Below are 24,117 nucleotides of genomic sequence, written 5' to 3'. Positions count from 1 at the left end.
GCAAATCACCTCCTACAGGAAGTGAATCATGAACCACGCTTCACTGGAATCCCTCGCGATTCAAACTGAACGTCCGACGCTCTAGCTTGCCTTCAGGCAGCGGTCGCAGGAATGATCAGGCCTTTACGACAGCACCGGTCACTTTCTCCGAGACGTAGCCGAGAATGTTGCCGATGATCAGCGAGATAACCACGGCGGCCGCGACCCTGGTGATGCCGCTGATGCCTTCGCCGTAAGCGGCGGCGCCAAGCAAAAAAAGCGCGGCGGTCGTTGCGTAGCCATAGACCGCTGACGGAATGGCGCTCAGCAAAGGCAGCTTGGCGGCAAGAATCAGGACTATGATTGAAATGCCGACGCAAATGCCGGCCATGATCGCCGTAACACCAATGGACGTCAGTGCTATCAATGCGCCGGCGGCGCAGATCGCTCCCCAGAGGTTTGCAACCGCCGAATTCTTGAACCCGGCTGCTTTGCCGCCACAGTGATAGAAACTCCCCCAGCCCACAAATACCGCCCAGATCAGCAGATAGGGGTTGCCGATCGTGATCGCTGCCCACGTTGCAATGCCACCCATAATGCCGATGACGACGGCCAGCCCTGTAACAAGATCCATGTTGTCCTCCCGTTTTCCACACTACGAAGCAAGGAAACTCGTTTCAGGATCGCGCTTCGCTGACGTCCCGATACGGAAATGCCATGGCATCAGCCAGGGAGCTCAGAAGGAAGGCTTGCCGGGTCAGGCAAGCAGTCAGATCGAACCGGACGCGGTAGCCGTTCCGCGCGGCGTTCGGTCCAAATGTTTCAGGGAACGATGACGCCGCGTCCGGTGAACCGCCGGTTCTTGAAATCGTCGAGCGCGGTGTTGATGCTTGCGAGGTTATACTCGGTGTAGTGCATCTTCACCTTGCCGTCGGCGTTCAGTTCCATCAGTTCGACAAGCTCGGTGAAGTTGCCGACCAGGCTGCCGCCGATGTTGATCTCCTCGATGACGAGATGCGCGGTCGGCACCTTGATATTGCCGCCATAGCCGACGACGAACAGTTGCCCGCCCTTGCGCACCATCTTCCAGCAGATGTTCTCGACACCGAGTTCACCGACGAAATCGATCACCACATGGGCGCCGCCGCCGGTGATCTGGCTGACCTCCTCGACGATGTTCGGCCCGCCATCAAGGACGTAGTCGGCGCCAAGATCCTTGGCCAGCACCTGTGCTGCCGGCTCGCGATCGACGGCGATGATGCGGCAGCCCGAAATCGCGTGCAGCGATTGCAGCGCGATATGGCCGAGCCCGCCAATGCCGAGCAGGACGCAGTAGCTCCCCGGCCTCAAGAGCTTCGCCGCCCGCTTGGCGGCGCGGTAGGCGGTGATCCCGGCATCAGCCAGCGGCGCCACCTCGATCGGCGTCACATTGACGTTCAGCTTGATCAGCGAACGCTCGCTGGTGATGAAATATTCAGCGAAGCCGCCATTCATGCCAAGGCCAGGGAATTGGCCGTTGTCGCAGTACATGTCCTCGCCATGGCGGCAGTTGAGGCAGATGCCACATGAGCGGAAGGGATGGCAGATCACCGCGTCACCGCGCTTGACCGACTTGACGCCGCTGCCGACCTCCTCGACCCAGCCGGCATTCTCGTGGCCCATTATGTAGGGCAACAGCGTGCCTTCGGGATCCATGGTCGGCTTCCACACGCCCTCGATGATGTGCAGGTCGGTGCGGCAAAGGCCGGCAGCACCCACCCGCACAATCACCTCGTCGGGCGCGGTGATTGTCGGAGCCTTGACCTCCTCGATCTTGAGCTGGATGTTCATCTTCGGATCGTATTCGTACAGTCTGGCAGCTTTCATCGTCGTATCCTTTCAACGTCGAGATTGTCTGGAATTGCTTCAGGCGCGGCCGAGCTTTTCAGAGCCGCCACCGCGAGCCGGTCCGGCCGTCGGATCCTCATCCTCGGCGAGATGGCCAATCAGCGTTTCGGTGGTCAGGATCAGCGTCGCGACCGAAGCTGCGTTGGCGAGTGCTGTGTAGGTGACACGAACCGGATCAATGATCCCTGCCTCGAACATGTTCTGGTAGCTGCCGGCAGACGCGTTGTAGCCATAACCGCCGTTAATGCGCGTGACTTCCGCCACGACTGCTTCGGGATCGGCGCCGGCATTGGCGGCGATGCGCCAGAGCGGCCGCGACAGCACCGACCGCACCAGGCGCACGCCCTCGGCGACATCGCCGTCGACGCCGGCCGCCACCTTGTCGAGCAGCGGCGCGATCTGGGCAAGCGCCGACCCGCCGCCGGCGACGACGCCCTCTTCGGATGCGGCGCGCACCGCATTCAGCGAATCCTCGATGAGCTGGATGGTTCGCTTCTGCTCGACCGGTGTGACACCGCCGGCATAAAGGATCGCGGTGCCGCCAGAGAGCTTGGCCAGGCGTTCGCGCAGCTTGTCCTGATCGATGTTCGGCGGCGAGGCTTCATACTGCCGCTGCACCTGGGCGCGGCGCGATGCGATTGCCGCATGATCGCCGCCGCCGCGAATGATCGAGGTGTAGGACGAACTGGTCTTCACCCGGTCAGCCGTTCCGAGATCGTCGGCGGTGATGTCCTCCAGCCTGCCGCCGAGGTCGCGCGCGATTACCTTGCCGCCGGTGATGATGGCCAGATCCTCCATCATCGCCTTGCGCCAATGGCCATATTCCGGCGGGTGGACGACGAGGTATTTTCCCGGTCCTTGCTTGCCGAGCAGCGTCACCACCACTTCCGGCGACATTTCCTCGGAGACGATCAGCAGCGGCCGACCATCCTCGTCGGCAATGCGGCGAACCGCATCGAGCTGCCCGGGTTCCTTGATCTTGAGGTCGGTCATCAGGATGTAAGGCCGTTCGAGAACCGCCTCCATCTTCTCCTGATCGGTCACCATGTGGTGCGAGAGATAGCCGCGTTCGAAGGACATGCCCTCGACCACATCGAGCGTGGTCTCGGTGGTCACACTGAAGTCCGTGGTGATGACGCCTTCGGCCCCTACCCGCTGATGGGCTTCCGCTACCAGCGCGCCAAGCTTGGCATTGGTCGCCGCAATGTGCGCGACCGAAGCGAGAATGCCGTTGCCCTTGGCGGGCTTGGCCGAAGCCTTGAGCGCGGCCACCACCGCCGCCACGGCAAGGTCGATGCCCTTGCACAGATCGACGGATTTCGCGCCGCGTTCATTCGCCTCCACACCACCCTGGATGAGCGCGTTGGCGAGCACGATGGCAGTCGTGGTGCCGTCGCCGGCGACCTCGTTGGTTTGCATCGACACTTCGCGGACGACCTGCGCGCCCATGTTTTCGAAACGGTCGTGCAGTTCGATCTCGGAGGCGATGCTGACGCCGTCGCGGGTCACCATCGGCGTGCCGATCGGCCGGTCGATCATGGCGTTCATGCCTTTGGGGCCGAGTGTCGGCTCGACGGCAGCGGCCAACCGAAAGACACCACGGGCGAGAGCACGGCGCGCTTCGGAATTGTGAAGCATTATTTTGGGCATGATTCCTCCTTCCGCCTTACGGGCGGGTTGTTGGTTAAGTGCCTCGTGCGAGGGAGGCCGCTGTTTCAGCTCTGCTTCAGGCGGTCGGCGCGGCCCGTGCCGGCACGCGATCCATGATGAAATCGACCAGCGTCGGTTCGCCGTCGACCACATCCAGTTCCTTGTATCTGGTCAGCTTGAGCCCACGGCAAAGCGCGCCGTTGAACTCCATATTGATACGCACACCGCGCAGTTCGGCGAGATGGGCACTGAGTGCGCCAGCCGGTATGCGTTGCCCTTCCCATGTCACGAAAACAGGATCATCCGCCCGGCGGCCGGGAAAACGCTCAAGCAGAGCCGCCCTGTACCTCGGCTTCTGTTTGGCCGCTTCGCCCGGTTCGAAGCGCGCGACATCGTATGCCGGCAGGTCCATGTCCAGGATTTCCTGATCGGTCAGGCCGTGCTGCCGCAGGCCGCGCAGGACTGCCTCCTGGCGCCGCTTGAATGCCTTCATCCTGAAGGTTTCGCGCAAAGCGCCGAGATCCTGATCCTCGGCAAGTTCGGCGAATATATCGCCGAATGTCTTGCCGGCCTCCATGCCGCGATTTACCTCTTCGGCGAACATGTGGTCGTGCAGCTTGACGCGATAGGCAGGCGACCAGGAGAGCTGGTCGAGCGCCTTGCGGACACCGTCCAACATCAGGAACGCGAAGTTGGGCGAGCACCAGTAGGTCGGCAGCCGAAAATCTATCTCCACGCTGCCATCGCCCGTCACTTGCGCCCGCTCGACAAAGCCCATCTCGGTGATGGGTTCGTCGAGTTCCGGGTCGTTGACCTCACCAAGGCGCCGCCAGAGTTCCCTCTCGCGGTTGCCGGAAACGCTGGCGGTTGACATGGCTCCTACTCCGCCGCGATGCTGAAGGGCGAACTGGCGAGCGCCTTCTTTTTGGCCTCGACGTCGATGTTGTAGAGACGCGCGGCGTTAAGGCCGAGGATCTTCTCCTTGATCTCGTCGGTCAGCTGCACACCCCGTTCGGCGGCGATGTCGTCGGGGATCTGGTAGGCCCAGAATTTCTCGACCAGCCAGCGCGGCGTCCAGATCGCGTAGTCGGAACCGAACAGGATCTTCTCCGGCCCGAGCCAGAACAGCAGTTCGGCGATGACCTCGCCGAAATAGCGCGGACGGGAATGGATGAAGGGCAGCGCTACCGCAAGCCCACCATAGACATTGGTTTCCTGCGTCGCGATCCAGCAGAAATCGTCGAGGCGCGGCAGGCCGCAATGCTCGACAATCCAATTGAGGTTCTGGAAATCCGTCGCCGCGTGGTCGACGTCATGGACGTCGAAGGCGTCCTTGCTGAGCGGGATGATCGTCGGGCCCTTGTGGACGTGGATGTTCCTGATGCCGAGCTTGTCGCAAAGTTCGAAGCATTTGTAGGCATCGGGATCGGTGAGCTTCCAGCCCTTGGAAGCGCCGTTCCATTCGGCCGTGTACATCTTCACGCCCTTGACGTCGTAGGTCTCCTTGAGGAAGTGGATGTACTCAAGCGCCTTCTCACCATCGCGGGGATCAAAGGCGCCATTGACGATGAAACGCTCCGGATAGCGCTTGGCCACCTCGGCGTTGCGTTCGATCGTGTTGAACCCTTTCTTGTAGAAGTCCTTGAGATAGGTCGACTGGACGATCGCCACATCATCGGGACCGTCGATGAACAAGTCGCGATAGAGATCGTCGGCACTGTATTTCTCGAACTTGCTCTTCTCCCACAGCTGTTCCTTCGGGCTGAGCCCCGTGTGATAGGCGTAGAAGCACTCGATGAACTGCTTGCCGTGGATATTCTTTTGGTTTTCCGGGCTGCCGTCCCAGAAATGGGTGTGGCCGTCGACCACGAAAATGTCCTTGCCTTCCGGTGTCCTGTACATACTTGCCTCCACAATGGTCGCGTTGACGGGTCGGCGCGCCGTATGCAACGGCGCGCCAGGTTTTTGGCGGCTATTCGATGTATTCGAACATCTCGTCCATGTTGCCGAACAGGATCACGGTGTTGTCGTCGACGCGAACCATGCGGCCGTAATGGGTGGAGGTGTTGACCTCGAAGGTCTCGGCCGAAATCTCGCGGCCGAGATATTCGCCGATCGCGTCCATCTTGAAGATCAGCTTGCCGTCACCGTCGATGCGGATCAGCGCCGGCTGGTAGGTGATGGTCACCCCCGGCTTCTGGCCCATGAATTCGGCGATGGCGCGAGCCTCGACCGAGTCGTTCATGGTGACGCCGCACTGGTGCGAAATCGTCTGCTCGAAGGTGATGTCCTTCATCGCCTTGAAGATGTTGGAATGCGATGCATCGCGTGCTGTAGTTGACATGACGATTTCTCCCGTGTCAGCGCTTGAGGCCGAGTTCGCCAAGGATTTGGCCAATCCGCTCCTCGGATTTGGCGCGGACATCCGCGAACGCGACCGGCTTGGAATGCGGCATCGACCAGATCGGCTGCAGGCCGGTGGCTGCCTTGTCGGCGAGCGCGCCGTGCTTCTTGACCCAGCCCTGGAAGAGCTTCTTGTTGGCGGCGCCATGCTTCTCGTCATTGGCGAGCAGGTGCATGAGGTCGATCGTGTTGGCGAGGTTGCGCTCGTAGTCGGCCTCGGCTGCCGAGATCACCGCAGGTGTGATGAAGTCGTGGTTGGCGGCGGCGATCTGCATCAGGAAACCTGAGCGGAACACTTCCCCGACCAGCGGTTCGAAGACGATGTTGATGACGAAGTACTGTTCGAGATAGTCGGTCGCGCCCATGATGGTCTCGACCGCTTCGCGGGTGCCTTGCCAGTTCTTGTCCTCGAGCCAGGCCTTCTTGCCGAGTTCGTCGTCCCAGCCGGGCAAGTCCATACCGATCTCGGCAAGGTAGAGCGTGATGTCCTGGGCAAGCCGCAGCTTGTAGGACGAATTGGTCAGCGTGGCGTTGTTGATCATCTGGGTGTAGCCGTAGCGCTGCGCCTGCATCAGCGAAGTGCCGAGCCCGAATTCGGCGTGTTTCCAAGCGCCTAGCTGCGTCTGCAGGATCTTGACCCAGGCCTTGTCGAAGGTCTTCGGCGCCCCCGACTTGCGGGCATTGTTGATGACGCTCTGCACCATCGTCTCGATTTTCGACTGGCGCTGGTAGTGCGTGCGTTCCCATTCCTGGTCGGGGGCGCGGAAGGCATGCCAGTTGGAGCTCTGCGCGGCGGTGTTCTGCTTGACATAGGCGCCCTTGCCGTCAGCGAAGGAGATGATCCAGTCCTGGATCAGGTAGCGCTCGGGATCGGGCTGCACGTCGACCGTCATGTCCTCATAGTGCGTGGCGCGCTGGCCCTTCGGGTCGAAATATCGGTACTTCCGGCTGTCGGAGTCGGCAAAGATCGCCGCGCCGGCGGCTCCGGATCCGACTGAACTCGAGATAGCTGGCATAGTCTTCACTCCCTTGTTGCAGTTGTGGTTGGCTTGGCGTGGCCGCCCTCAGTGGGCCGGCGTTGCACCTGCCGATGTGGTGAACTTGTCGAAGAAGATCCGCTCCGTCTCGAACCCGTTCATGAACAGAACCGGCTGAAGCGCATCGATCATCGGTGGCGGACCACAGGCATGGACATCGCCCTGCCCGTCGACCGCCAGTTGTTTGAGCTTGGCGTCGACACTCTGGTGCACGAGGCCACGTTCGCCCTGCCATTCGGCGTCGTCATTCGCGTGCGACAGCACGGGAATGAAGGTGACGTCGGAATGGTTGCCGACCAGCTCGGCGATCCTGTCGAGATAGAACAGGTCGCTGCGGGTGCGGGCGCCGTAGAAGAAATAGACCGGACGTTTCTCGCCGCTCTTCAGATGGTCGTTGAGGATCGACCAGATCGGCGACATGCCCGATCCCGCGCCGACCAGGATCAGAGGTCCTTGCCGTTCGTCGCGTCGGAAACAGGTTCCGTAGGGTCCGACGACGGTGACCTCTGCTCCGACCTTGATTCCCCCTGAATCGAGTTCTCCAGAGAACTTTCCCTCAGGGTATTTTTTGATGATGAAGGAGAGTTTTTCGGTTTGGTCCGGCGTATTTGCCATGGAGAACGAGCGCGTAATCGTCTCCCCTTTTTGCGTGGTAACCGTGATGTCGACATATTGCCCCGCCCAGAACTTCATTGGGGAGCCGAGCTCGATCTCGATGCCGCGAATGTCGTGGGTCAGGTGCTCGATGCGAGCAATCCGGCCCTTGTACGTCTTCACGGCGATCGCTTTCGCCAAAATCTCCTCGTCGTAGTTGAGAAGCTCGACTTCCAGGTCGGAGAAGGCGATGCAGCGGCACAACAGGACGTGCCCGCTCTCCTTCTCCATGTCGTTCAGCGCGAAGGTCGAGTATTTCAGCATGTCGACTTCGCCTTCGAGCAACACGCTTTTGCAGGCCGAACATTGCCCTTCCTTGCAGCCGTGCGGCAGCGCAATGCCCTGGCGGAAGGCGGCGTTGAGCACCGTTTCGCCATGCTCGACGTCGAATTCGACGCCAACCGGGCTGAGCCTGACCGTGTGGGTTTCCGACATACGGACCTCCAGTGAAAGGAAGGGGCGGGACCAACCCGCCCCCCTTTGGCCTGATCAGTTGCACGGGGTGATGGTGAAGCCCTTGGCGTATTCCGCCAGGTGCTTCTCGCGGTCCGCGGGCGACATGGCACGCAGCGCGTTGAGCGGCGATCCGAGCTTGTTGCCGCGCACATCGTCGAGCGTCCACATCTCCTTGTCGTCGAAGCGCAGATGCGGCTGCGGAACCAGCGTCTTGCCGTCGGAACGGACGAAGTTCAGGTCCTTGATCGCATCGGCCAGATCCCAGCCGTCATAGAGCGTCTCCCACTCGCGCTTGCCGCTGAAGCGGCCCATCGCCGGCGTCGGACGGCCCTGATACTCGTCGGCGAACGCCACGGTGGCAGTCCACTTGTCGAGCTCGTGGGCGAAGGTGTGCAGCTGACCATCGATCTCGCCAACAACCATGTCTTCGCGGATCAGGCAGGGTACGAGGCAGGACCAGCAGCGATGCGGATAGACGTAGCCGACGTCGCTGTTGAACAGCAGCACCTTCTCGCCCTTGTGGCTGAGCTTGGCGTACCATTTCCAGAAGTCGCCGAACTCGGCGTACCAGCCCGGATACTTGTGCTCGAACCACTCGAAGTCCTTGTCGGTCTGGGCTTCGATGCGCCAGAAATTGACCGGCCAGCCGACCGCGAAGAACTGCCCGACCTTGTGGACGTAGTTCTTCTTGGTGATGCGTTCCCAGGCCGCCTGGACGTCGTCGTGATGGACCTTGATGCCATACTTCTCGAGCGGCAGCATGTAGGTGCGATAATAGTCCTCATAGATCCAGCGGTGCCACATTTCCGCGTAGGACTCCTTGTTCTTGTCGCGGTTGGTGGTGCCGTATTCGATGAAGGTGCCGATGGCGGCATCGACGATCGCATGGTTCTGCCAAAAGGCGTAACGCAGGTCGCGCTCCAGCAAGAGGTGGTTTTCCGGCTCCTTGAGTGCTGCCATCAGCAGCGAGTGGCCATTGCCGATATGCCGGCTCTCGTCGGACTGCACCGACAGGAAGACGGTCGGCAGTGCATAGTCGCCGTTGCGGGCGGCTTCCGAAGGCATGGCGACGAACAGTGTGTTGGTGAAGGCGGTCTCGGCGACCACGGTCAGGTACATGCAAGCGGCGGTCATGGTGTCGCCGGTGATGAAGCCTTCCGCGAACTGCCGGCCGATGGTGGTGGCGTAGCATTTTCCGAAGGCCTCTTCGGTGATGTCGAAGCCGGCCGGATCGATGTAGTTCTCCATATACCATTTCTTCAGATTCATCTGGATGGTCGAGTGGCGGAACTCGTCGATCATCTGCATGGTGAAACCGGTCCGGAGTTCCTCGCCAGGTGCGATGCGGGCGACCATCGCCATCGAGCGGGCAGCCGAAATTTCCGGGAAGGGAATGATGGCCAGGAAGAGCTTCATCCACTCGACCCAGCGCGGCTCGACATTGCGGAACATGTCGCCGCGCAAGGCGGCATCGAGCGCGCCATAGACGCGGTTGTCCTTCTCTTCCTGCATCGGGAAGTAGGACCGCAGGACCTGCTTCATCGGGTCGCGCGGCGTCTTGTTGATCTTGTAGTCGGTCGGAAACGTCATTGCTTCCTGCACGTAGGACGGATTCCAGCCGAGATCGGCAATCTTCTTGGTCGCCTCGCCGACGGAGATTCCGCGTTGCGAGGTAATCTTGTTGAGCGTCAGAGACGTCATGGTCATAAGCCTCCACCAGGTTTGAGCCGCAGGTCCCTTGACCCCGGCATGAAGCGGCAAGCACCGCCAGTGAGAGTGCGAGCGGCATGACAAAGCGTTGCGCGTCGAGGCGCGACCCGAGGTCCGGCCGTTCAAGTGGATCGGGGCAAAGGTTTCGAGGCGTCTGACAGGGAGCCGCAGCGCCAACCGCATCTGCGATGGGCGTATCGAAGCGGTTCTGCTTCCTCCGTTCCTTCGTTCTTTTGGCACCGCGTCAAGCGCGATGGGCTTCTTGTGAGAATGAACAGTGCAAGCGTCGTGCCAGTTTCGAAACAGTCCCATGGCTGGCGCTCAAAGCAAAATTGCCGCTCTTTCGGCGCGCACCCGGCAGCCAACTGTAACGTTCTTTTACAGTTGTAACTTACGCCTGTAATATTTACCGTATATTCGCACGCGCAGCATATTTAGTTAGCAATTGCAGAAAATCCCAACACTCATATTTTCTGTTTAACTCTTCGTCTATCTCTACTATTTGACGGTCATGGCCCACGCACAGGCCTAGCGCTGGAGAAAGACCATGCCGAACGATAGAGACCGAAGGGAACCGCCCGAGCCAATATCCAGCCATGCCGATGGCGTCAGCGGCGATCTCGTGAAGCTGATGCCGCGCGACCTGGTCTTCGTCATGCGCTTCATGGGCGAGAGCCAACACCGCCTGCAGAACCATTTCCAGGACTTCATCAGGGCCGAGCTTGCCGGCGGCGGCGTCACCACAAAGACGCATCCGATGATCCATCTGTTCATCGAAAGCCATGCGATCCTGCTGCGCGACTTCGTGTTTTCCGGGGTTTCGCTGACGCGCCAGTTCCGCATCGAAGAGATCGAGCGCCTGACCGGTGACACGACATCGATGATCCGCGTCGACATCTGGGACCAGCTCAAGAGCCACATCGAAACAGCCGAAAAACAGTTCCAGTCGCAGGCCGGCACATTGCCCAAATTGCTGTTGGCTTTCGAGAAACCGCAGGGGCCTTTGGGGAGCGAAAAATGACCGGAGGATCCCACACAGCCCGGCGTGACGCGCTGCTTGCTCGCCGGCTCCGTCTCGTCGCCAGCGTCTCGGCGCTTACCGCGGAAGCGCTGCGGCTCAACCAGAAACGCGCCGGCATCGAAATGGACGTGCTGCGCCTGGAACTCGAAATCGGCAGAAGCGGCGCCACCGAGCAACTGGTGCGGGACTTGCATGAGGCAGGGCAGAACGCGGCGGTGATCGCGCAGGCGTGCTCGGCTTGCGAGGATCGCATCATAGCTGCGGAGGGCGATGTCGAGGACGTCGACCGTAAGCTTGCCGCAGCGTCGAACGAGGACTGATGGGAGAGAAACATGAACCAGCAGACGATGCAGAACCTGACCTTGTTCGACCTTCTGGCCCGCAGCTGGCAGCGGCCGTCAGCGATCGCCGATCTGCGCTTCAGCGCCGACGGTTCGGCTGTCGCTTTCACCGCAGTCGACGGAACCGTCGCCATCGCCGCGGTCGCGGATCACGAGCCGCCGGAAGCGCGGATCAGGGTGAGCAACGATCTCGGCCAGACGACGATCCGCCCCAGGGAAAAGCCGCCAGTGCCATTGATTGCCACGGCGGCATTCGGTGACGGCGATGTCCCGCTCGCCACCTATGCGCATTCCGGCTTTCTCGTCGGCGCGGCCAGCGGCGAAGTACTGCACATGAGCGCCGGCGGTGACGTCGCAGCCGCACTGCTCAAGATCGACGGACGAGTCGTCGCCATCGACCACAGCGCCAAGGTGGACATGACGGCTGTCAGCAACGGGCATGATGTCTTCCTGTCGCACGGCCAAGGCAATGCCACGCGGCTGGAACGCGGTGTGACATCGTCGACAGATGCCCTTGCCTTGTCGCCGGGCGGGCGGCGACTTGCCTGCGGCCTTGGCGAAGGGCTGTCGATTTGGGCGGTCGAAGGCGACGCAGCCTTGATACGTGACATCCCCCTTTCCGCGCGCCCGGTGTCGATCCGCTGGAGCAGAGACGGGACCTGGCTGGCCTGCGGGCTCGAAACCGGCGGCTTTGCTCTGGTTAGTCTGGCTGATGGAAGAGCAGACGTCGTCGCAGGGTTTCCATCGCCGGTCCGCACCGTGTGCTGGAGCCAGCCGGCGCATGCGCTGTTTGCGTCCGGCGCGTTCAGGATCGCCGGCTGGTCGATGACCGGCCCGCCTGTTGGCGGCGAGACCTCGGGTGCGCTGGAGACAGGTCGCGCCGGGCTGGTTCTTGTCGAGGCGGTGGCGGCGCACCCGCAGAAGAAACTGATTGCGGCGGGCTACGCCAACGGCCGTATCACCATCGCCCAGATCGGCGCGCGCGACGAACTCCTCATCAGGCCTTTGGGCAGCGCCGTCACCGCGCTTGCCTGGGCCGGCGACGGCAGACACCTCGCGGTGGGTTCCGTCGATGGCACCGCCGCGATCGTCACCTTTCCCGCGCAGATGTTCAAATAGCGGACGCAGCCCACATGAAACAGGAGGATCACATGGAGACCGAACCCACCCCCGAGGACGAGAGCAAGGACGAATTTTTCGAACGGCTGGCCAAGCTGTCGGAAGAAATGGTGGCCAAGCATGGCAAGGATTTCAGCATGGGCGCGCTGGTGCTTGCCGCCCGCTGGATCGCGGAAAACCGCGTCGGCCAGTTGAAGACCAACTAGGGTTCGCATCCATACGGATTGAACTCACGCAGGCGCGGCAAACCGTTTGGAGACGCCATTCGCCTGCCCTTCTCGGTGATGCCGGCTGGCGCGCCAGATGAGGTCGGGCTCCTGCGCGGGCTTGCCCGAAGTCGTCTCAATGATCTTTCTTCGGAGGTGTCGGCCGCCGGCCGGCGCTCCTGAACATGCAAATCTGGTCCTTCTTTCGCTAACGACCCCCACTCACGGTCCGCCTCTTATGATTTCTACCTCGATTTGCCAGGGTGCAAGTTGTGATGGATCAGGAACCTGATCAGGTCCTCTGTTGAGTTCCACGCCGCATATTATGCGACTGTACAGCACCAGCCCGCCACTTGCGGAGCTCGGGACACCGCCCGCAGTGAAAGAACTATTCAGGCATCTTCTCTTGCACCATGCGCACCAGATCACTGAGCGCCGAGCGGATTTGCGGCCAGGGGAATTCGGAGGATCCCTCCCAGGCTTCGCCCTCGCGCAATACGGCATCGAGCTTGCCCGCAACACCGGCGAGCGTCGTGGCGGGGGTGGTTGAGAACGCTTCAAGCAGATCCTCCGCCCGGTCGCCAGCCTCGCGCTCGTCCCTGAGCGCTGCGGTGTAGCCGCCCTCCTCGGCAGCCGCGTCCCAGCGGGCCTGATGTGCCGCCAAATCAGCTTCGGCCTTCTCGCGGAGAGCCGCCATGTCGGGCCCTTTGCCGAGTACATCATTGACCGCCCCGATCGAGTGGACGGTCACGTCTTCTCCCTCCGGCAGGCGGACGGTCACACATGGAAAGCCGATGCTCTCAACAAGCCTCGTCTCCAGGTGTTGCTGCATACGGCAGAGCTGCCCGGTCAATTTGTGGACTCTCTCCCATTCGTGCCAGAGCGCCAGCGCTGGGTCGGCGAGAGGCATACTCGTGGCTGCGGGCGATCCGCCAGAAGCGCTTTTCTCAAGCCCCAAAGCAGTGGACGTGATCATCCCTCCCGCAAGCACTTCCCTGCGAGTGACGAACGGCGGAGTCGTGGTATTGTCGGAATCACCCATGATCCGAGCTCCTCAGAAGCTTGGGTTGTGGTCAGGCTGGGCACGGTGCGCCAACACCGCGCCTAGCCGCACCTCGGACCATCGGCCCAAGGGTATCGCTGATACCTTTGGATCATATAGGAATGATCTAAAGGGATCCACAGGCTTGGTGACAGCAGGACAGATGCGGGCAGCCCGCGCGTTGATTGGTATCGCCCAGGCGGAGCTTGCTCGCCGTGCGGGGGTATCTGTTCCGACAATTAAGCGCTGCGAAAGCGATGGTAAGAACGGTTCGATTGTATCCGCCGAAACCCAAGCAAAGATTCGTACCGTTCTTGAAGCCGAAGGCGTGGAGTTTACCAATGGCGATCGCCCGGGCGTCAGATTGCGGCGACCCTAGCCGGTTGCTGATCGGTTGAGCGCAAGATTCAGGATCGTTTTCAGCCACGGCCGACGACCGGCATACACAGCCGGCAGTCGCTGCCAGATCAGTGGCAGTCAGCATGACCTCGGGGCAATGTCTCTATGAACGAAAAAACGTCCCGCCAACTGAGGATGAGTTTCTGTTCGCCGTGCGCGGCTCGCCGGCCAACGGCACGCTGACGATCTCGGCCCCGCGGCACCGTGACCTACCCGCGGGTGTTTAATGCGCGCTACCCTCACATCCCAATCCCCATGCTGCGTTTTCTGCCGAAGCTCCACTCGATGCCGCCGCCGTTTTGCACGAGGCCGGTGATGTGCTGGCCGATGCGGCCTTCGAGCATCGGCTGCCAGGGCACGAGCCTAAACCGGAGCCCATCGTCCAGCATGGCGAAGCGCCCGCTGGCAAGACGGACCGAGCCTAGCAGCGTGCCGCCGACATGATTGCCGGGCTGGACGGGCGCGAAAGTGAGGCCCCGCGCAGCGGCCATTTCTTTGCCGACGCGGGCGACCTCCTGGCGCTCCAGCGTGGCTACAAGGTCGCGCGCGAAGGTGATGGTCCCGCTGGTCGCGTCGCGTTCGGCATGCCCCATGCTGACGAGTTGGCTAGCCCGTCGGTCGAGGGCGTTGTCCACGTCGAGACCAAAACCTGACCGGACCAGCGGCACCGGGATTTTGGCCGTTAGCTCCCGGTCGAGCCAGGTGGCGCCGTCGCTGCCGACCTGCGCGTCGAGATCGAGCGTCGAGAGCACGCGGACGGAGAAGTCCTTGCCGCGGTTGTGGCCATCGTAAGCGATGCCGCGCTCGGACAAGTCATTTGGAACGCGCCAGTGGTCGTCGTCGATGCGTTCGACATGGCCGGCCCGGCGCAGCGCTTCCAGACGGCGGACATGGAAACGGACAAAGGCGTCCGGGTCCTTGCCCTGCTCCAGAAACGTCTCGCGGATCGCCTCCAGGTGTTGGCTTGGTCGATAGATGCCATCCTCGCCGGCTACGACGCCGATGTTGCGGTCGGCCGCACGCGGCTCTTCCTTCGGCAGGATCGGATCGAGCGCTACGATATGGCCGCGCTGAATGTCGTCGAGCTTTGCCGCATCCGCGGTCTCGACATAGTGCGTGCGACCGTCGACGCCATCGATGACGAGCGACAACCGATCGCTCATCTCGTCGCCGGCAAGGCCCTTGGCGAGCACACGGCCGACGACCGGCTCGGTGATGGTCCGCCGGTGCATGACATATTGGGCCGCGCCCCGTTCATCGGCGAGGCCGTGCTCCTCGAGCGCCCGGTGCATGGTCTTGATAATGTCGTTGCGCTCGCCTAGCGCGCGCAACGTGCTTTCGGTCCTGTCGGAGATCAACCAACGGCCGGGCTCGATCTCGCTCGCCAGGCCGAAATGCTCCAGCTTCTTCGCCCGGTCGATCAGCAGATATCGATTGCTGGAAATGGTGTAGCTGTCGCTGGCATTGGGACGGAGGTCGACAACATCGTGCGCCTGCTGTTCGGCGATCAGCACGCGATCGAGGCGGGTCAGCCGTTCGGCGTCCACCTCGTCGGCCAGCTTGCGGGCGACTTCGACCTCGCTTTGCAAGCCGAGTTCCCGTTCCACCAGCTCGCCTGCCCTGTGGCGGATGCCATGGGCGATGTAGTCGCCGGCGATGTTCAGGATCTTGCCGTCCTCGGTGACGCCGCGCACCAGCACATGGGTGTGCGGATGACCGGTGTTGTGGTGGTCGACGGCGATCCAGTCGAGGCGCGTGTTGAGGTCGGTCTCCATCTGCCGCATGAGATCGCGGGTGAAGGAGCGCAGGTCTTCCATCTCCGCGGCATCCTCCGGCGCGACGATGAAGCGGAACTGATGCCGGTCGCCGCGTCCGCGCTCGACAAACTCCTTGCCGTCGGCCTCGTCGTCGACGGAGTACACCCTGCCCTTCTCGCCGTCCCTGGTCACGCCGTCGCGCTGAAGATAGCGCAGATGCGCATCGACGGCCTTGCTCGTTGTAACGAACTTTTGGCCGCGCCCGCTCGCCTTCCCTCGCCCCGGCAGCTTGACGACGCGTGCCTTCACCACGACGCGGCGGGAGCGAAAGCGGATGCCATTGGAGTCCTGCCGCCATCCGCCACCATCCTTTGGCAACCCTGCCGCCACCTTGCCGCCGCGGCCGCGGGCGTTGAAGCGGCCACTCCCCTTCCCGGCACCGCTGCTTCCGCCGATGCGATAGGGATTGCCGCCTTGCTTGCGGACAGCGATCTCGACCTGGCGCACGAAGGGCAGCGTGCGCGAATTGATCGGCGCGCCGCCATCCCGCGTCCGGCCGGTGCGAACCTGGAATCTGTCGCTGTCACGATCTGCCATAACGACAGCATCGGCAGTCGGATTTCGCGCTTCAAGATGGCTGGATTGCCGAGTGTGCTATGGCGCACAAAGACTTGCTGCGGCGTAAAACGGCGGATCGCACATCGCTGCGACACCGCATCTTTGCTTTTCAGATCAACAGGATAGCGAACCAGCCGGCATCATCCGCACCTCGCGTCATTCAGCCTGGCGTTAGCATCCGTCGGAAAAAACAATGTGCAGACAGACACTTACGAGCGAAGCGAGTGCGAGCGCCAGCTCGCTTTATCTTGCTGTCATAATCGGTTGTGCTTCCGGTACTCTTTTCACCATCGTCGTCTCTCCTCTTTTCTACTCAAAAACACTTTGCGGCTTTCCGCAACATGCTTTCCCGGGAAGCGGCCGAGATCCGGTGCGCCGTGCAGTCCTGCGCACTCGCCGACGGCGTTTTCGGGCTGCATGCTGGCAGCGCTTTTGCCGTCGGGGTGCATCTTTCCATCGGATTCACGGGGCATCGCCACAGGCAGTCCAACGCGGTCCGGCCGTCTTTCGATCGGCTCGGCCGCAAGCAAGATAGCGTGCGTCCCGTCGTTCCTGGTCTGCACCGGTCCTCATCCGCTTCGCAGCGGAGCTCGTGTGTTCAGTTTGCGTCTGTCATGCCGCGCCTGCGTTGCGCGTCAAGCGTCGCCTTGTTCATCGGGCTGCGCCAAGCGTCTTCCAGGCCTTGACCCGGGCGCGCGCAACAGGTCGGCTTCGCTCGCCGCCGGGTCGCCGACATAGCACGTCCCGTCCGTCCACATCGCGTGCATGATCACCGCCAGCTTGCGCGCCACCGCGACGGTCGCCTTGCGGTGATTGCCCCGCTTCGCGAGCATCGTTCCCCAGGTCCTGAGCTTGTCCTTGCCGCGGAAGCGCGTCATCAGCGCCGATGCCGCCTCGTAGAGGGCGCGTCGGACGTCCGCGTCGCCGGCCTTCGATATTCGCCCCTGCGAGTCGATCGACGTGCCCGACTGCCAGCGCCGCGATGTCAGGCCGAAGTAAGCAGCAACATCGCGCGAGCGGCGGAAGCGGGACGGGTCCTCGACTGCCGTTATGAAACTCAGCGCCGTCACCGGGCCGACGCCGGGGATCGCCATGAAGCGGCGGCACAGCTCGTCGCGGGCGACGAACCTCACGGCCAACTCGTGTAGCCGGCAGTACTGCTTCCACAGCTCGGCGCGTGCCGTTAGCATGGCGTCCATCAGCTCTGACGTCAGCGTATCCCCAGTCGTCGCATCGCACAGCCTGGTCGAAAGCCTTCCGGCCGACCTTGCTCAGGCGAATGCCGAAGCTCTTGAGCGAATGGCGGATAGCATTCTCCAGATCGAGGAACTTGCGCTTCAGATTGCGCCGGTGCGTCAGCAGCAACCGCATCCGATAACAGGCTTCCGACTTGATGTGCGCGTGCCGGAACCAGCCGGTGCGCATGATATGGGCAATGCCCCAGGGCATCGGCCGCGTCCGTCTTGTTGCGTTGCGCCGACATCGCCGCGCGCACATGCTGCGTCTCCAGGGCACACCGCCGGAAGCCCAAGCTTCAGCAGTTCCGGATGCAGCTAGGGCGACAGCGAATCTGCCTCGTGGCCGACCCTTCTCAGCCGCGGCAGGAAAGGCTTCAACACCGCCGACAGCGCGTCGGGATCGGTCAAGGCCGTCGCCTGCAGATGCACCGCGCCGCGATCGTCGACGACGCACACCGCCGTCTCGTCCATCGCAACATCCAGTCCACAAAAGAATTCCATCGTCCCTCTCCTGCGTTGTTGACAGGGGGTTTCTTAGCAGCCGACACGCCTGCAAGCAGCGTTTTTCCAGACGCCGGCGCCGCTCGCCGATTACGGGCGGCAATCCCTCGTCCCTCTTCGTAAGCGTCCGGTCCCTGCACCTATTCGGCTAGTGCAATTGAGCTTCATGTCGGGTTCCTTCGTCATGTGGAGGATTTCCGATGGCGCCTCGCCGCTCCTGGGCCAAGGCCAACAGTCCTTACTGGTCGTCGCACGTCGCGAGCTGGTACCGCAGCGACCAGGATGCACTGGAATACTGTCGCCGGCGCGATCTCTCGATCACCACATTCGAGCTGTGGATGCGCCATCTGGTGAGCGCGGATGATCTGCGCAAACGTGCGGAAAAGCTGCAGAATTTGCACCGGAAGAGGGCAGCACGTTCGCGCAAGAAGGTGCCGCCGAAGCGGCCCAAAAGGCCTCCACGCTATCGCTACAGCAGGCGCACGGACAGCGGCCCGATCGCTCTGCGGGCATTCTGGAGCATGCATGTCGAGGCGATGAACTGGAGCGGCATGGGGCATGCGGAGTATACCGCTGCACTTGGTCTGTCGCCGCATGCGTTGCGGATCTGGCGCAATCGCCTGGACGAATCCGGCGACGAAATGGACTGGCGATCCCTGCTTCATCCGAGTGCCCGAGCCCAATTAAGCAGCGCTGCTAATTGCGCGCGACGCAAATACCGCTTGACGCCGAACGCGGTGGATGGGCGATCGAACCGGCGCCGCTTCAGCGACGAGCAGAAGCGGGCGATCGTGCAGGAGACGGAGAAGCCCGGCGTCGCCGTGGCGCAGGTTTGCCGCCGCCGTGCGATCGCCACCATCATGGTCTTCCGCTGGCGTGTCGAGTTCGGCCTGACCGCTCGCAAGGGGCCGCAATTGGCAACGGTTGCGCTCATTCATGGGGCGGAAACCGAACCGCCGGCCCTCACTGACCCGCGCAATCTCGTGCGGCCGCCGGACGGCATGATGGCAGTCCAACTGGACGGTGGGCGGCGCGTCTTTGCATCCGTCGGCAGCAATGCGGATGCAGTCAAGCGGCATCTCGCGGCAAGGGAGAACGCATCATGATCGTCGTTCCGGCGGGTGTGAAGATGCATCTGGCGCTCGGTCATACCAACATGCCCAAGGGGCTCGACGGGCTCGCCACACTGATCCCGCGAAACTTGCCTGCTTGATATTTGCACGGAATGAGGTTTGTTGGCGGAGTAGCGAATTATTTGCCTGGTTGGCGAATAGACAGACTATCCGTTTTCAAAGCGCCCTTTGGACAAGAGGAATATTCGATGACCGTTTCTCCAGACCCACGCGACCAGGCTGATCTCGTATCAATCACCTCCGACATCGTTTCCGCCTACGTTTCGAACAATCCGCTGCCGGTCGGCGAGTTGTCGAAGCTGATCGGGGATGTCTATGTCGCTTTGCAGGGGATCGGTACACCTGTGGCTCCGACCGCAGCCAAACTGGAGCCGGCGGTGTCGATCAAGAAGTCAGTGTCACCTGATTTCATCATATGCCTGGAAGACGGGAAAAAGTTCAAATCCTTGAAGCGGCATATCGGAACGCATTACAATCTGAGCCCTGACGAATACCGGCAGAAATGGAACCTGCCCCCCGACTATCCGATGGTGGCGCCGAATTACGCGGCCACGCGCTCGGCCCTGGCCAAATCAATAGGGCTCGGGCGCAAGGCGGCGACGCCCGTACCTGCCGCGGCAGAAAAACCAAAACGGGCTGCTCGGACGGCAGCAGCTACGACAACTGCGGCAGCCATCAAGTCGCCGCTGAAGAAGACGCGCAAGGCACCGGCCAAAGCCTAGCGCGCTGCAGCTGGCGGACTTGCCAAGCTGTAGGGCCTGAACATGGCAAAGCCCCGCCTTTGCGGCGGGGCTTCGTGTTAAGTCGGATCACTCTGCGGTGCGGCGGGACCAGATGAGCGAGAAGTCGCCCTCGGTGTCGGTCTCGACCAGGCTCGCATAGATCGGAGCGGGGAAGCTGGGATCGTCGAGCTTGACGGAGTGGTAGTCGCGTCCCTCCCGCGAGGTCTTCTTCCATGCCGCCCCGAACTCGGTGACGCCGGCGAAGATGCGGAAGTCGGGACCCTTTTCGTTGTCGCCGTCGGCCGGGGAGAAGATCACCGTCTTGACGTTGAAGTTGAGGGTCTTGACCGAGCCGGAGAAGCCGTTCGCGGTGCGCGAGAATGTGCCGATCGTAGCCATTGTGGTGGTTCCTTCTGTTTTTCTCGGGCCACGCCCATCGCGGCCTCGACGGTGGTCGTGAGACCGGAGACGATCGGTCCGCACCCCGAAGGGGCTGAAACGAAGTGGAGGATGGCGACGCGAGGCTTTCTTGATTCGCGAGGAATGGACGCGTAGCGGCCAGGGGAAGAAAACGCGGCGCCGTCGTTGCGGGAAGACGATCGAGACTGAGTGCAGCGAAGGCGGTCTTCGGTCAGACCCAATCCATTCGAGGACGCCGTGGGTGTGGCTTAGAGCGAACAGAAGGGAACACCACGAGGCTACGTTGGATTACAGCCAATATCGTCCGCGCCATGGCGCTGCTCCGTTCCTGCCAAAGAGCTGGCCTCAAACGCCCGGGAGTGTGGTCCCTCGTCCAACAGGTGAAAAAGGAACGGCCCGATTTCCCTTCATCTTTGGGCTAACGGCCGTCGAGTTTCGGGCGGCTCCGAAGACGACCGACGGACTGCTGATCGCAGCGGCTTCCAAGCTGCCAACTCTCGTGACGATTTCGCGTTCCAGTCGACTGGATGCGAGCCCGCTTGAGATCGATGGCCAGGAACATTTCATCACACCCGATCCTCACCGCATCGCCGAATGATGCGACTACGCCGACTTCTGCGCACGGTGAGGCATTGCCGGGAATGGGACGCATCCGCACAGGCACCTCATCGCGCCACATGGCTGGGCGATGGCACGCCGGGGAGACATTCGTGTCGGGGACGTTCTGGGTTCCACCGCTTGCAAAACTTCGTACGGTCGAGGTCTCCGGCCGCGCTGATGGCGCGGCCGGAGAATTCTTGAAAGGCCTGCCGGAGCCGCGTGGCGGCTCCGGCATACTGCGGATCACTCGGCGGCGACGTTGAAGGCCTGGGCGTCCTCGATCGTGTCAGGCTGATCGGATTTCGTGTCCAGCTCGGAAACGTCCGCCGATCTGAAATCTGCTGCCTCGTCCTGCCGTTCAACCGACATCGCAGGTTGCTCGGTGCGCAATCGCAGGTAAGCATCCGGTCCCGGCGAGCAACTGCTCGGCGGCTTCCGCCATTGGCTGCTTCTTCAGATCCGACAGCCTCTCTGCCGCCTAGTGCGCAGGGGCATATGCCACGGCTGGCAGCGACACGCATGCGCTCGTCTAGTGGGTGAGAAACAGGTTGTCATTGCTACCCTGAGGACATGGCTCAAGCGAGGGTTGATCACCATGTGCAAGCCCTTGCAATACATAAGGTACAGCGTCTTCAGGCCGATCGTCTGCAGTGCGGTCGAATCAGGGCTTGCCAATGCTGGCGATGTCTCTGCTCCATCCCCGCGCCACGCACGGTGACGGTACTCAACCGCAGCAACGAAGCCGGCCATCTCGATGGTCGGGGCAGATATCATCCCGTCGTCGAGTTTGCTGGAGGAGTCGTCAGCGGTCCGCTCTTTTTCGTCATCGCCACCGCTATCCTGCTCAGCACGCTCTACATCGGTGCCGCCATCTCCGAGCGCATCCAAGCACATCGACGTCTGCATCCGAGCGCCGAACCCGGCGCTGGGTTCTGGCGGCGTCAATCCTGCTGGGATTTTTGCTGACTGCGGTTTGGGCGATCCCGGTTGTCTGGGTGGTTTTACACATCCCGATCGTCGGCGAGCAGCTAGGCAGCATCGGCGGAGAAGACTAGCAGCGCGTCAGATCAGGCCGACCGCGGAAAGCAAGCCAGCGACGGCTCCGACGGTGAGAAGCGCGGTCATCACCGATACGATGAGCCCGACGACAGTAACGTAGGCCAAGGATGCGACCTTGACGGCGATGCCAGTGCCCGCCTCGCGACGGATGCGCAATTCGCGCACCGGGAAAGTCACCGGACCGCCGAGGAATTCGAGGTAGCCCCACATGAGCACCCGCAGGCGATCGCTGACAATGCCCGGGACATCGCCCCGGTTTGCGGATAGCCAGCCAAAGCCGCGGCCGAGTCCGACCAGGGCGAAGCCACCGAATAGCAGCACGGTGACCCCCATCCACACTTTGCCGATCCACGAGTCCACGGCTTCGTTCATGGGATGCTCGATCCCGTGCAGCCACAGCCAGCCTGCATAGACGAACATCGGCATGCCGATGAAGCATAGGGCGAGAACGAAGAGGACGCCGGCGACTTCGCTCCAGTCCTTCGCCTCGCGGAGCGCCTTGAGGGTCTCGCGGATACCCCATCCGGCGAGAGCCAGCAGGCCCCATATGGGGGCGATGGCAACGGCCACGAGGAAGAAACCCTGCAGGCCTCCCAGCATCGCGTCTTTGCCGCATAGGAGCACACCCGCGATGACAGCGAGCAGCAGGTTAGTTATCTCCCGCCCTTCCATGGCGCTCTCCCCCAGCCGCGCTCAGGAAGCATAATGCACGGGCTCGTAGGAACCGCAAACGGGGTGGCAAATCGATGCCGGAAACGAATCCTTCCGTCTCCGGATGCGGGCGTCTAGGCTGCGCCGGCGGAGGTTAGGATTCGATGCTCAGGCCACTCTTGGATACTTCGGTATGGCTCGATGTCGCCAAGGACTGGCGACAGCAGCCCATCCTCGGCGCGCTGCGCGAACTCGTGCGCGAAGGCGAGATCATGCTGGTCGTTCCGGATGTCGTCCGCGACGAGTTCGCTCGCAACAAGGACAGGGTGGCAGCCGATGCCCGGCGCAGCCTGCAGTCCCATTTCCGGCAGGTGTGCGAAGCGGTGAACCGTTTCGGCGATGACGGGACAAAGCTCGACACCCTTTCCCGGCTTCACGAAGTAGATCATCGCATCGTGATCAACAACGAGGCGGTCTACGACTCCATCCAGCAGATCGAGGTCCTGCTCGCTGGTGGATACCGGATGAGGACCACGAAAGCCATCAAGCAGCGCGTCACGGAACGCGCGCTGGTGGGGCTGGCGCCGTATCACAGGTCTCGCAACAGCGTAGGGGATGCTGTCATCGTGGAATGCTACGCAGCCATGACCAAGGCTGCCGCAGATGACGACGATCCCTGTGCGTTCGCCACTCACAACGTCAAGGATTTCAGCGACGACAGTGGCGACCGCCGCAAACCTCACCCGGACCTCGCGGCGATGTTCGACTCCGAGGCTTCGACGTTTTGGGTCTCGCTGGTGGACGTACTCAAGCACGTTGACCCTGACCTGCTCGACGACCAGGACGCAGAATTCAACTGGACCCAAGAGCCGCGGCGGCTATCCGAAATTCTGGAAGCCCTTCACCTCCTCGACAGGCAGGTCTGGTACAACCGCCATTGGAATCTGCGTTGGGAAATCCAGGAGGGAAAGGTCAAGGTGACGCCGAAATCGGAGTACTCGACCCAGCCCTACCGATAGGACCAGATTCTCGACACCGTATGGGCGGGAGCGCTGAAGTCGGCGAAGAGGACGGAGCAGGAAATCGGCAAGGAAAATTTAGGCCCGTGGACGGACTTCGAGTGGGTATGGTCAACGGCAAGCTGAGCGCTATCCGGTGGGTTCTCGGCGAGGACTGGGACCAACTGTATACATAGGGGTCGAGACATGCGGCGTCTGACATTCCGACTGGACCTCGTGGATGTCTCGCGTTCACTGAAACCTACTGGGCGCTACGCGCGGCAACGAAGTGCAAATGCGTTGAGGCTGGTTGGGGGGAAAGGCGGTAGCGCTCTCCCGCCCCCGTTCCCCGATCGTACTTAGCCGTTCGATTGCGGCGGCCAGCTGATCAGGGCCAGGCTAAGACAACCATCCAAGCAACAAAAAATACGGGATAGTGTGCTGAAGGTTCTGCAAAAAGTTTTGGAGAGAGAACGGGGCTTGCTCTGAGGGGCGAGCGGCCATGGCACGGTGGTG

General features: G+C 61.9%; 22 protein-coding genes and 1 pseudogene. 8 read left to right on the top strand and 15 right to left on the bottom strand.

Features of this window, described 5'->3' with window-relative positions; all coding sequences use genetic code 11:
• Positions 1 to 115: 115 nt before the first annotated feature.
• From NKH16_RS32470 to NKH16_RS32430, 9 genes are all read right to left on the bottom strand, one after another.
• Positions 116 to 613 (bottom strand): DUF1097 domain-containing protein, encoded by a 498-nt coding sequence (locus tag NKH16_RS32470; protein ID WP_352903549.1) that lies wholly within the window; start codon positions 611 to 613, stop codon positions 116 to 118.
• Positions 614 to 801: 188 nt separating this feature from the next.
• On the bottom strand, positions 802 to 1,845 hold the full coding sequence (locus tag NKH16_RS32465; protein WP_352903547.1) for an NAD(P)-dependent alcohol dehydrogenase: 1,044 nt from the start codon (positions 1,843 to 1,845) through the stop codon (positions 802 to 804).
• A gap of 39 nt (positions 1,846 to 1,884) precedes the next feature.
• Positions 1,885 to 3,516 (bottom strand): molecular chaperone GroEL, encoded by a 1,632-nt coding sequence (locus NKH16_RS32460; protein WP_352903545.1) that lies wholly within the window; start codon positions 3,514 to 3,516, stop codon positions 1,885 to 1,887.
• A 76-nt stretch (positions 3,517 to 3,592) separates the two neighbouring features.
• Positions 3,593 to 4,390, bottom strand: a complete 798-nt coding sequence (locus NKH16_RS32455; protein ID WP_352877697.1) for an iron-sulfur cluster assembly protein — start codon at positions 4,388 to 4,390, stop codon at positions 3,593 to 3,595.
• A 5-nt stretch (positions 4,391 to 4,395) separates the two neighbouring features.
• Positions 4,396 to 5,418, bottom strand: a complete 1,023-nt coding sequence (locus NKH16_RS32450; RefSeq protein WP_352877700.1) for an amidohydrolase family protein — start codon at positions 5,416 to 5,418, stop codon at positions 4,396 to 4,398.
• Positions 5,419 to 5,488: 70 nt separating this feature from the next.
• Positions 5,489 to 5,860, bottom strand: a complete 372-nt coding sequence (locus NKH16_RS32445; protein ID WP_352742682.1) for an MmoB/DmpM family protein — start codon at positions 5,858 to 5,860, stop codon at positions 5,489 to 5,491.
• Positions 5,861 to 5,876: 16 nt separating this feature from the next.
• A complete protein-coding gene (locus tag NKH16_RS32440) occupies positions 5,877 to 6,935 on the bottom strand; it encodes an aromatic/alkene monooxygenase hydroxylase subunit beta (protein WP_352877702.1) in 1,059 nt (352 codons plus the stop codon).
• A gap of 48 nt (positions 6,936 to 6,983) precedes the next feature.
• A complete protein-coding gene (locus NKH16_RS32435) occupies positions 6,984 to 8,045 on the bottom strand; it encodes an NADH:ubiquinone reductase (Na(+)-transporting) subunit F (protein WP_352903543.1) in 1,062 nt (353 codons plus the stop codon).
• A 54-nt stretch (positions 8,046 to 8,099) separates the two neighbouring features.
• Positions 8,100 to 9,773 (bottom strand): aromatic/alkene/methane monooxygenase hydroxylase/oxygenase subunit alpha, encoded by a 1,674-nt coding sequence (locus tag NKH16_RS32430; protein WP_023760297.1) that lies wholly within the window; start codon positions 9,771 to 9,773, stop codon positions 8,100 to 8,102.
• A 550-nt stretch (positions 9,774 to 10,323) separates the two neighbouring features.
• On the opposite strand from NKH16_RS32430, the gene NKH16_RS32425 reads away from it, so the two are divergent.
• The 4 genes from NKH16_RS32425 to NKH16_RS32410 are packed head-to-tail and all read left to right on the top strand — an operon-like array spanning position 10,324 to position 12,463.
• The gene (locus NKH16_RS32425; RefSeq protein ID WP_352877707.1) at positions 10,324 to 10,797 is read left to right on the top strand and encodes a hypothetical protein; all 474 of its coding nucleotides are present in this window, start codon (positions 10,324 to 10,326) and stop codon (positions 10,795 to 10,797) included.
• Positions 10,794 to 11,117 carry a hypothetical protein gene (locus NKH16_RS32420; protein ID WP_023675584.1) on the top strand — a complete coding sequence of 108 codons (324 nt, stop codon included), beginning with the start codon at positions 10,794 to 10,796 and terminating at the stop codon, positions 11,115 to 11,117. Before NKH16_RS32425 ends, NKH16_RS32420 begins: the two co-directional genes overlap by 4 nt.
• 12 nt (positions 11,118 to 11,129) lie before the next feature.
• Positions 11,130 to 12,257, top strand: coding sequence for a WD40 repeat domain-containing protein (locus tag NKH16_RS32415; RefSeq protein ID WP_023675583.1), 1,128 nt, complete (start codon positions 11,130 to 11,132; stop codon positions 12,255 to 12,257).
• A gap of 32 nt (positions 12,258 to 12,289) precedes the next feature.
• Entirely contained in the window at positions 12,290 to 12,463 is a 174-nt protein-coding gene (locus NKH16_RS32410; RefSeq protein WP_023675582.1) for a hypothetical protein, read from the top strand.
• Between the two features lie 388 nt (positions 12,464 to 12,851).
• On the opposite strand, the gene NKH16_RS32405 is transcribed toward NKH16_RS32410, so the two are convergent.
• From NKH16_RS32405 to NKH16_RS32395, 3 genes and pseudogenes are all read right to left on the bottom strand, one after another.
• Positions 12,852 to 13,505 (bottom strand): hypothetical protein, encoded by a 654-nt coding sequence (locus tag NKH16_RS32405; protein ID WP_023675581.1) that lies wholly within the window; start codon positions 13,503 to 13,505, stop codon positions 12,852 to 12,854.
• Between the two features lie 638 nt (positions 13,506 to 14,143).
• Complete coding sequence (locus NKH16_RS32400) at positions 14,144 to 16,258, bottom strand: DUF3363 domain-containing protein (RefSeq protein ID WP_352903539.1); 2,115 nt, start codon at positions 16,256 to 16,258, stop codon at positions 14,144 to 14,146.
• 656 nt (positions 16,259 to 16,914) lie between these two features.
• A pseudogene (locus tag NKH16_RS32395) lies at positions 16,915 to 18,018 on the bottom strand (IS110 family RNA-guided transposase).
• Positions 18,019 to 18,218: 200 nt separating this feature from the next.
• Between NKH16_RS32395 and tnpA the strand changes: the two are divergent.
• Together tnpA and NKH16_RS32385 are read left to right on the top strand one after the other, a co-directional pair.
• Positions 18,219 to 19,124 carry an IS66 family insertion sequence element accessory protein TnpA gene (gene tnpA / locus NKH16_RS32390; RefSeq protein WP_352877715.1) on the top strand — a complete coding sequence of 302 codons (906 nt, stop codon included), beginning with the start codon at positions 18,219 to 18,221 and terminating at the stop codon, positions 19,122 to 19,124.
• Positions 19,125 to 19,339: 215 nt separating this feature from the next.
• A complete protein-coding gene (locus NKH16_RS32385) occupies positions 19,340 to 19,873 on the top strand; it encodes a Ros/MucR family transcriptional regulator (protein ID WP_352877733.1) in 534 nt (177 codons plus the stop codon).
• 87 nt (positions 19,874 to 19,960) lie between these two features.
• On the opposite strand, the gene NKH16_RS32380 is transcribed toward NKH16_RS32385, so the two are convergent.
• Positions 19,961 to 20,272: a DUF736 domain-containing protein gene (locus NKH16_RS32380; protein ID WP_352903537.1), complete on the bottom strand. Its 312-nt coding sequence runs from the start codon at positions 20,270 to 20,272 to the stop codon at positions 19,961 to 19,963.
• A gap of 304 nt (positions 20,273 to 20,576) precedes the next feature.
• Between NKH16_RS32380 and NKH16_RS32375 the strand changes: the two genes are divergently transcribed.
• The gene (locus tag NKH16_RS32375; protein ID WP_352458807.1) at positions 20,577 to 20,891 is read left to right on the top strand and encodes a hypothetical protein; all 315 of its coding nucleotides are present in this window, start codon (positions 20,577 to 20,579) and stop codon (positions 20,889 to 20,891) included.
• Positions 20,892 to 21,136: 245 nt separating this feature from the next.
• Here NKH16_RS32375 and NKH16_RS32370 read toward each other — a convergent pair whose 3' ends face one another.
• Positions 21,137 to 21,262 carry a hypothetical protein gene (locus tag NKH16_RS32370; RefSeq protein ID WP_352454177.1) on the bottom strand — a complete coding sequence of 42 codons (126 nt, stop codon included), beginning with the start codon at positions 21,260 to 21,262 and terminating at the stop codon, positions 21,137 to 21,139.
• Positions 21,263 to 21,955: 693 nt separating this feature from the next.
• Complete coding sequence (locus NKH16_RS32365) at positions 21,956 to 22,624, bottom strand: hypothetical protein (protein WP_352877722.1); 669 nt, start codon at positions 22,622 to 22,624, stop codon at positions 21,956 to 21,958.
• Between the two features lie 143 nt (positions 22,625 to 22,767).
• Between NKH16_RS32365 and NKH16_RS32360 the strand changes: the two genes are divergently transcribed.
• Positions 22,768 to 23,622, top strand: coding sequence for a PIN domain-containing protein (locus tag NKH16_RS32360; RefSeq protein ID WP_352903535.1), 855 nt, complete (start codon positions 22,768 to 22,770; stop codon positions 23,620 to 23,622).
• Positions 23,623 to 24,117: the final 495 nt, after the last annotated feature.

Source organism: Mesorhizobium sp. M1307 (genome assembly GCF_040318155.1).
Lineage (GTDB): Bacteria > Pseudomonadota > Alphaproteobacteria > Rhizobiales > Rhizobiaceae > Mesorhizobium.
Note: the sequence above shows the minus strand (reverse complement) of the source record. Positions and strands in the feature narration are given on the sequence as shown.

Coding starts and splice junctions, on each gene's coding strand:
- NKH16_RS32470 (WP_352903549.1), bottom strand. CDS start 613: ATGGATCTTGTTACAGGGCTGGCCGTCGTCATCGGCATTATGGGTGGC.
- NKH16_RS32465 (WP_352903547.1), bottom strand. CDS start 1,845: ATGAAAGCTGCCAGACTGTACGAATACGATCCGAAGATGAACATCCAG.
- NKH16_RS32460 (WP_352903545.1), bottom strand. CDS start 3,516: ATGCCCAAAATAATGCTTCACAATTCCGAAGCGCGCCGTGCTCTCGCC.
- NKH16_RS32455 (WP_352877697.1), bottom strand. CDS start 4,390: ATGTCAACCGCCAGCGTTTCCGGCAACCGCGAGAGGGAACTCTGGCGG.
- NKH16_RS32450 (WP_352877700.1), bottom strand. CDS start 5,418: ATGTACAGGACACCGGAAGGCAAGGACATTTTCGTGGTCGACGGCCAC.
- NKH16_RS32445 (WP_352742682.1), bottom strand. CDS start 5,860: ATGTCAACTACAGCACGCGATGCATCGCATTCCAACATCTTCAAGGCG.
- NKH16_RS32440 (WP_352877702.1), bottom strand. CDS start 6,935: ATGCCAGCTATCTCGAGTTCAGTCGGATCCGGAGCCGCCGGCGCGGCG.
- NKH16_RS32435 (WP_352903543.1), bottom strand. CDS start 8,045: ATGTCGGAAACCCACACGGTCAGGCTCAGCCCGGTTGGCGTCGAATTC.
- NKH16_RS32430 (WP_023760297.1), bottom strand. CDS start 9,773: ATGACCATGACGTCTCTGACGCTCAACAAGATTACCTCGCAACGCGGA.
- NKH16_RS32425 (WP_352877707.1), top strand. CDS start 10,324: ATGCCGAACGATAGAGACCGAAGGGAACCGCCCGAGCCAATATCCAGC.
- NKH16_RS32420 (WP_023675584.1), top strand. CDS start 10,794: ATGACCGGAGGATCCCACACAGCCCGGCGTGACGCGCTGCTTGCTCGC.
- NKH16_RS32415 (WP_023675583.1), top strand. CDS start 11,130: ATGAACCAGCAGACGATGCAGAACCTGACCTTGTTCGACCTTCTGGCC.
- NKH16_RS32410 (WP_023675582.1), top strand. CDS start 12,290: ATGGAGACCGAACCCACCCCCGAGGACGAGAGCAAGGACGAATTTTTC.
- NKH16_RS32405 (WP_023675581.1), bottom strand. CDS start 13,505: ATGGGTGATTCCGACAATACCACGACTCCGCCGTTCGTCACTCGCAGG.
- NKH16_RS32400 (WP_352903539.1), bottom strand. CDS start 16,258: ATGGCAGATCGTGACAGCGACAGATTCCAGGTTCGCACCGGCCGGACG.
- tnpA (WP_352877715.1), top strand. CDS start 18,219: ATGGCGCCTCGCCGCTCCTGGGCCAAGGCCAACAGTCCTTACTGGTCG.
- NKH16_RS32385 (WP_352877733.1), top strand. CDS start 19,340: ATGACCGTTTCTCCAGACCCACGCGACCAGGCTGATCTCGTATCAATC.
- NKH16_RS32380 (WP_352903537.1), bottom strand. CDS start 20,272: ATGGCTACGATCGGCACATTCTCGCGCACCGCGAACGGCTTCTCCGGC.
- NKH16_RS32370 (WP_352454177.1), bottom strand. CDS start 21,262: ATGTCGGTTGAACGGCAGGACGAGGCAGCAGATTTCAGATCGGCGGAC.
- NKH16_RS32365 (WP_352877722.1), bottom strand. CDS start 22,624: ATGGAAGGGCGGGAGATAACTAACCTGCTGCTCGCTGTCATCGCGGGT.
- NKH16_RS32360 (WP_352903535.1), top strand. CDS start 22,768: ATGCTCAGGCCACTCTTGGATACTTCGGTATGGCTCGATGTCGCCAAG.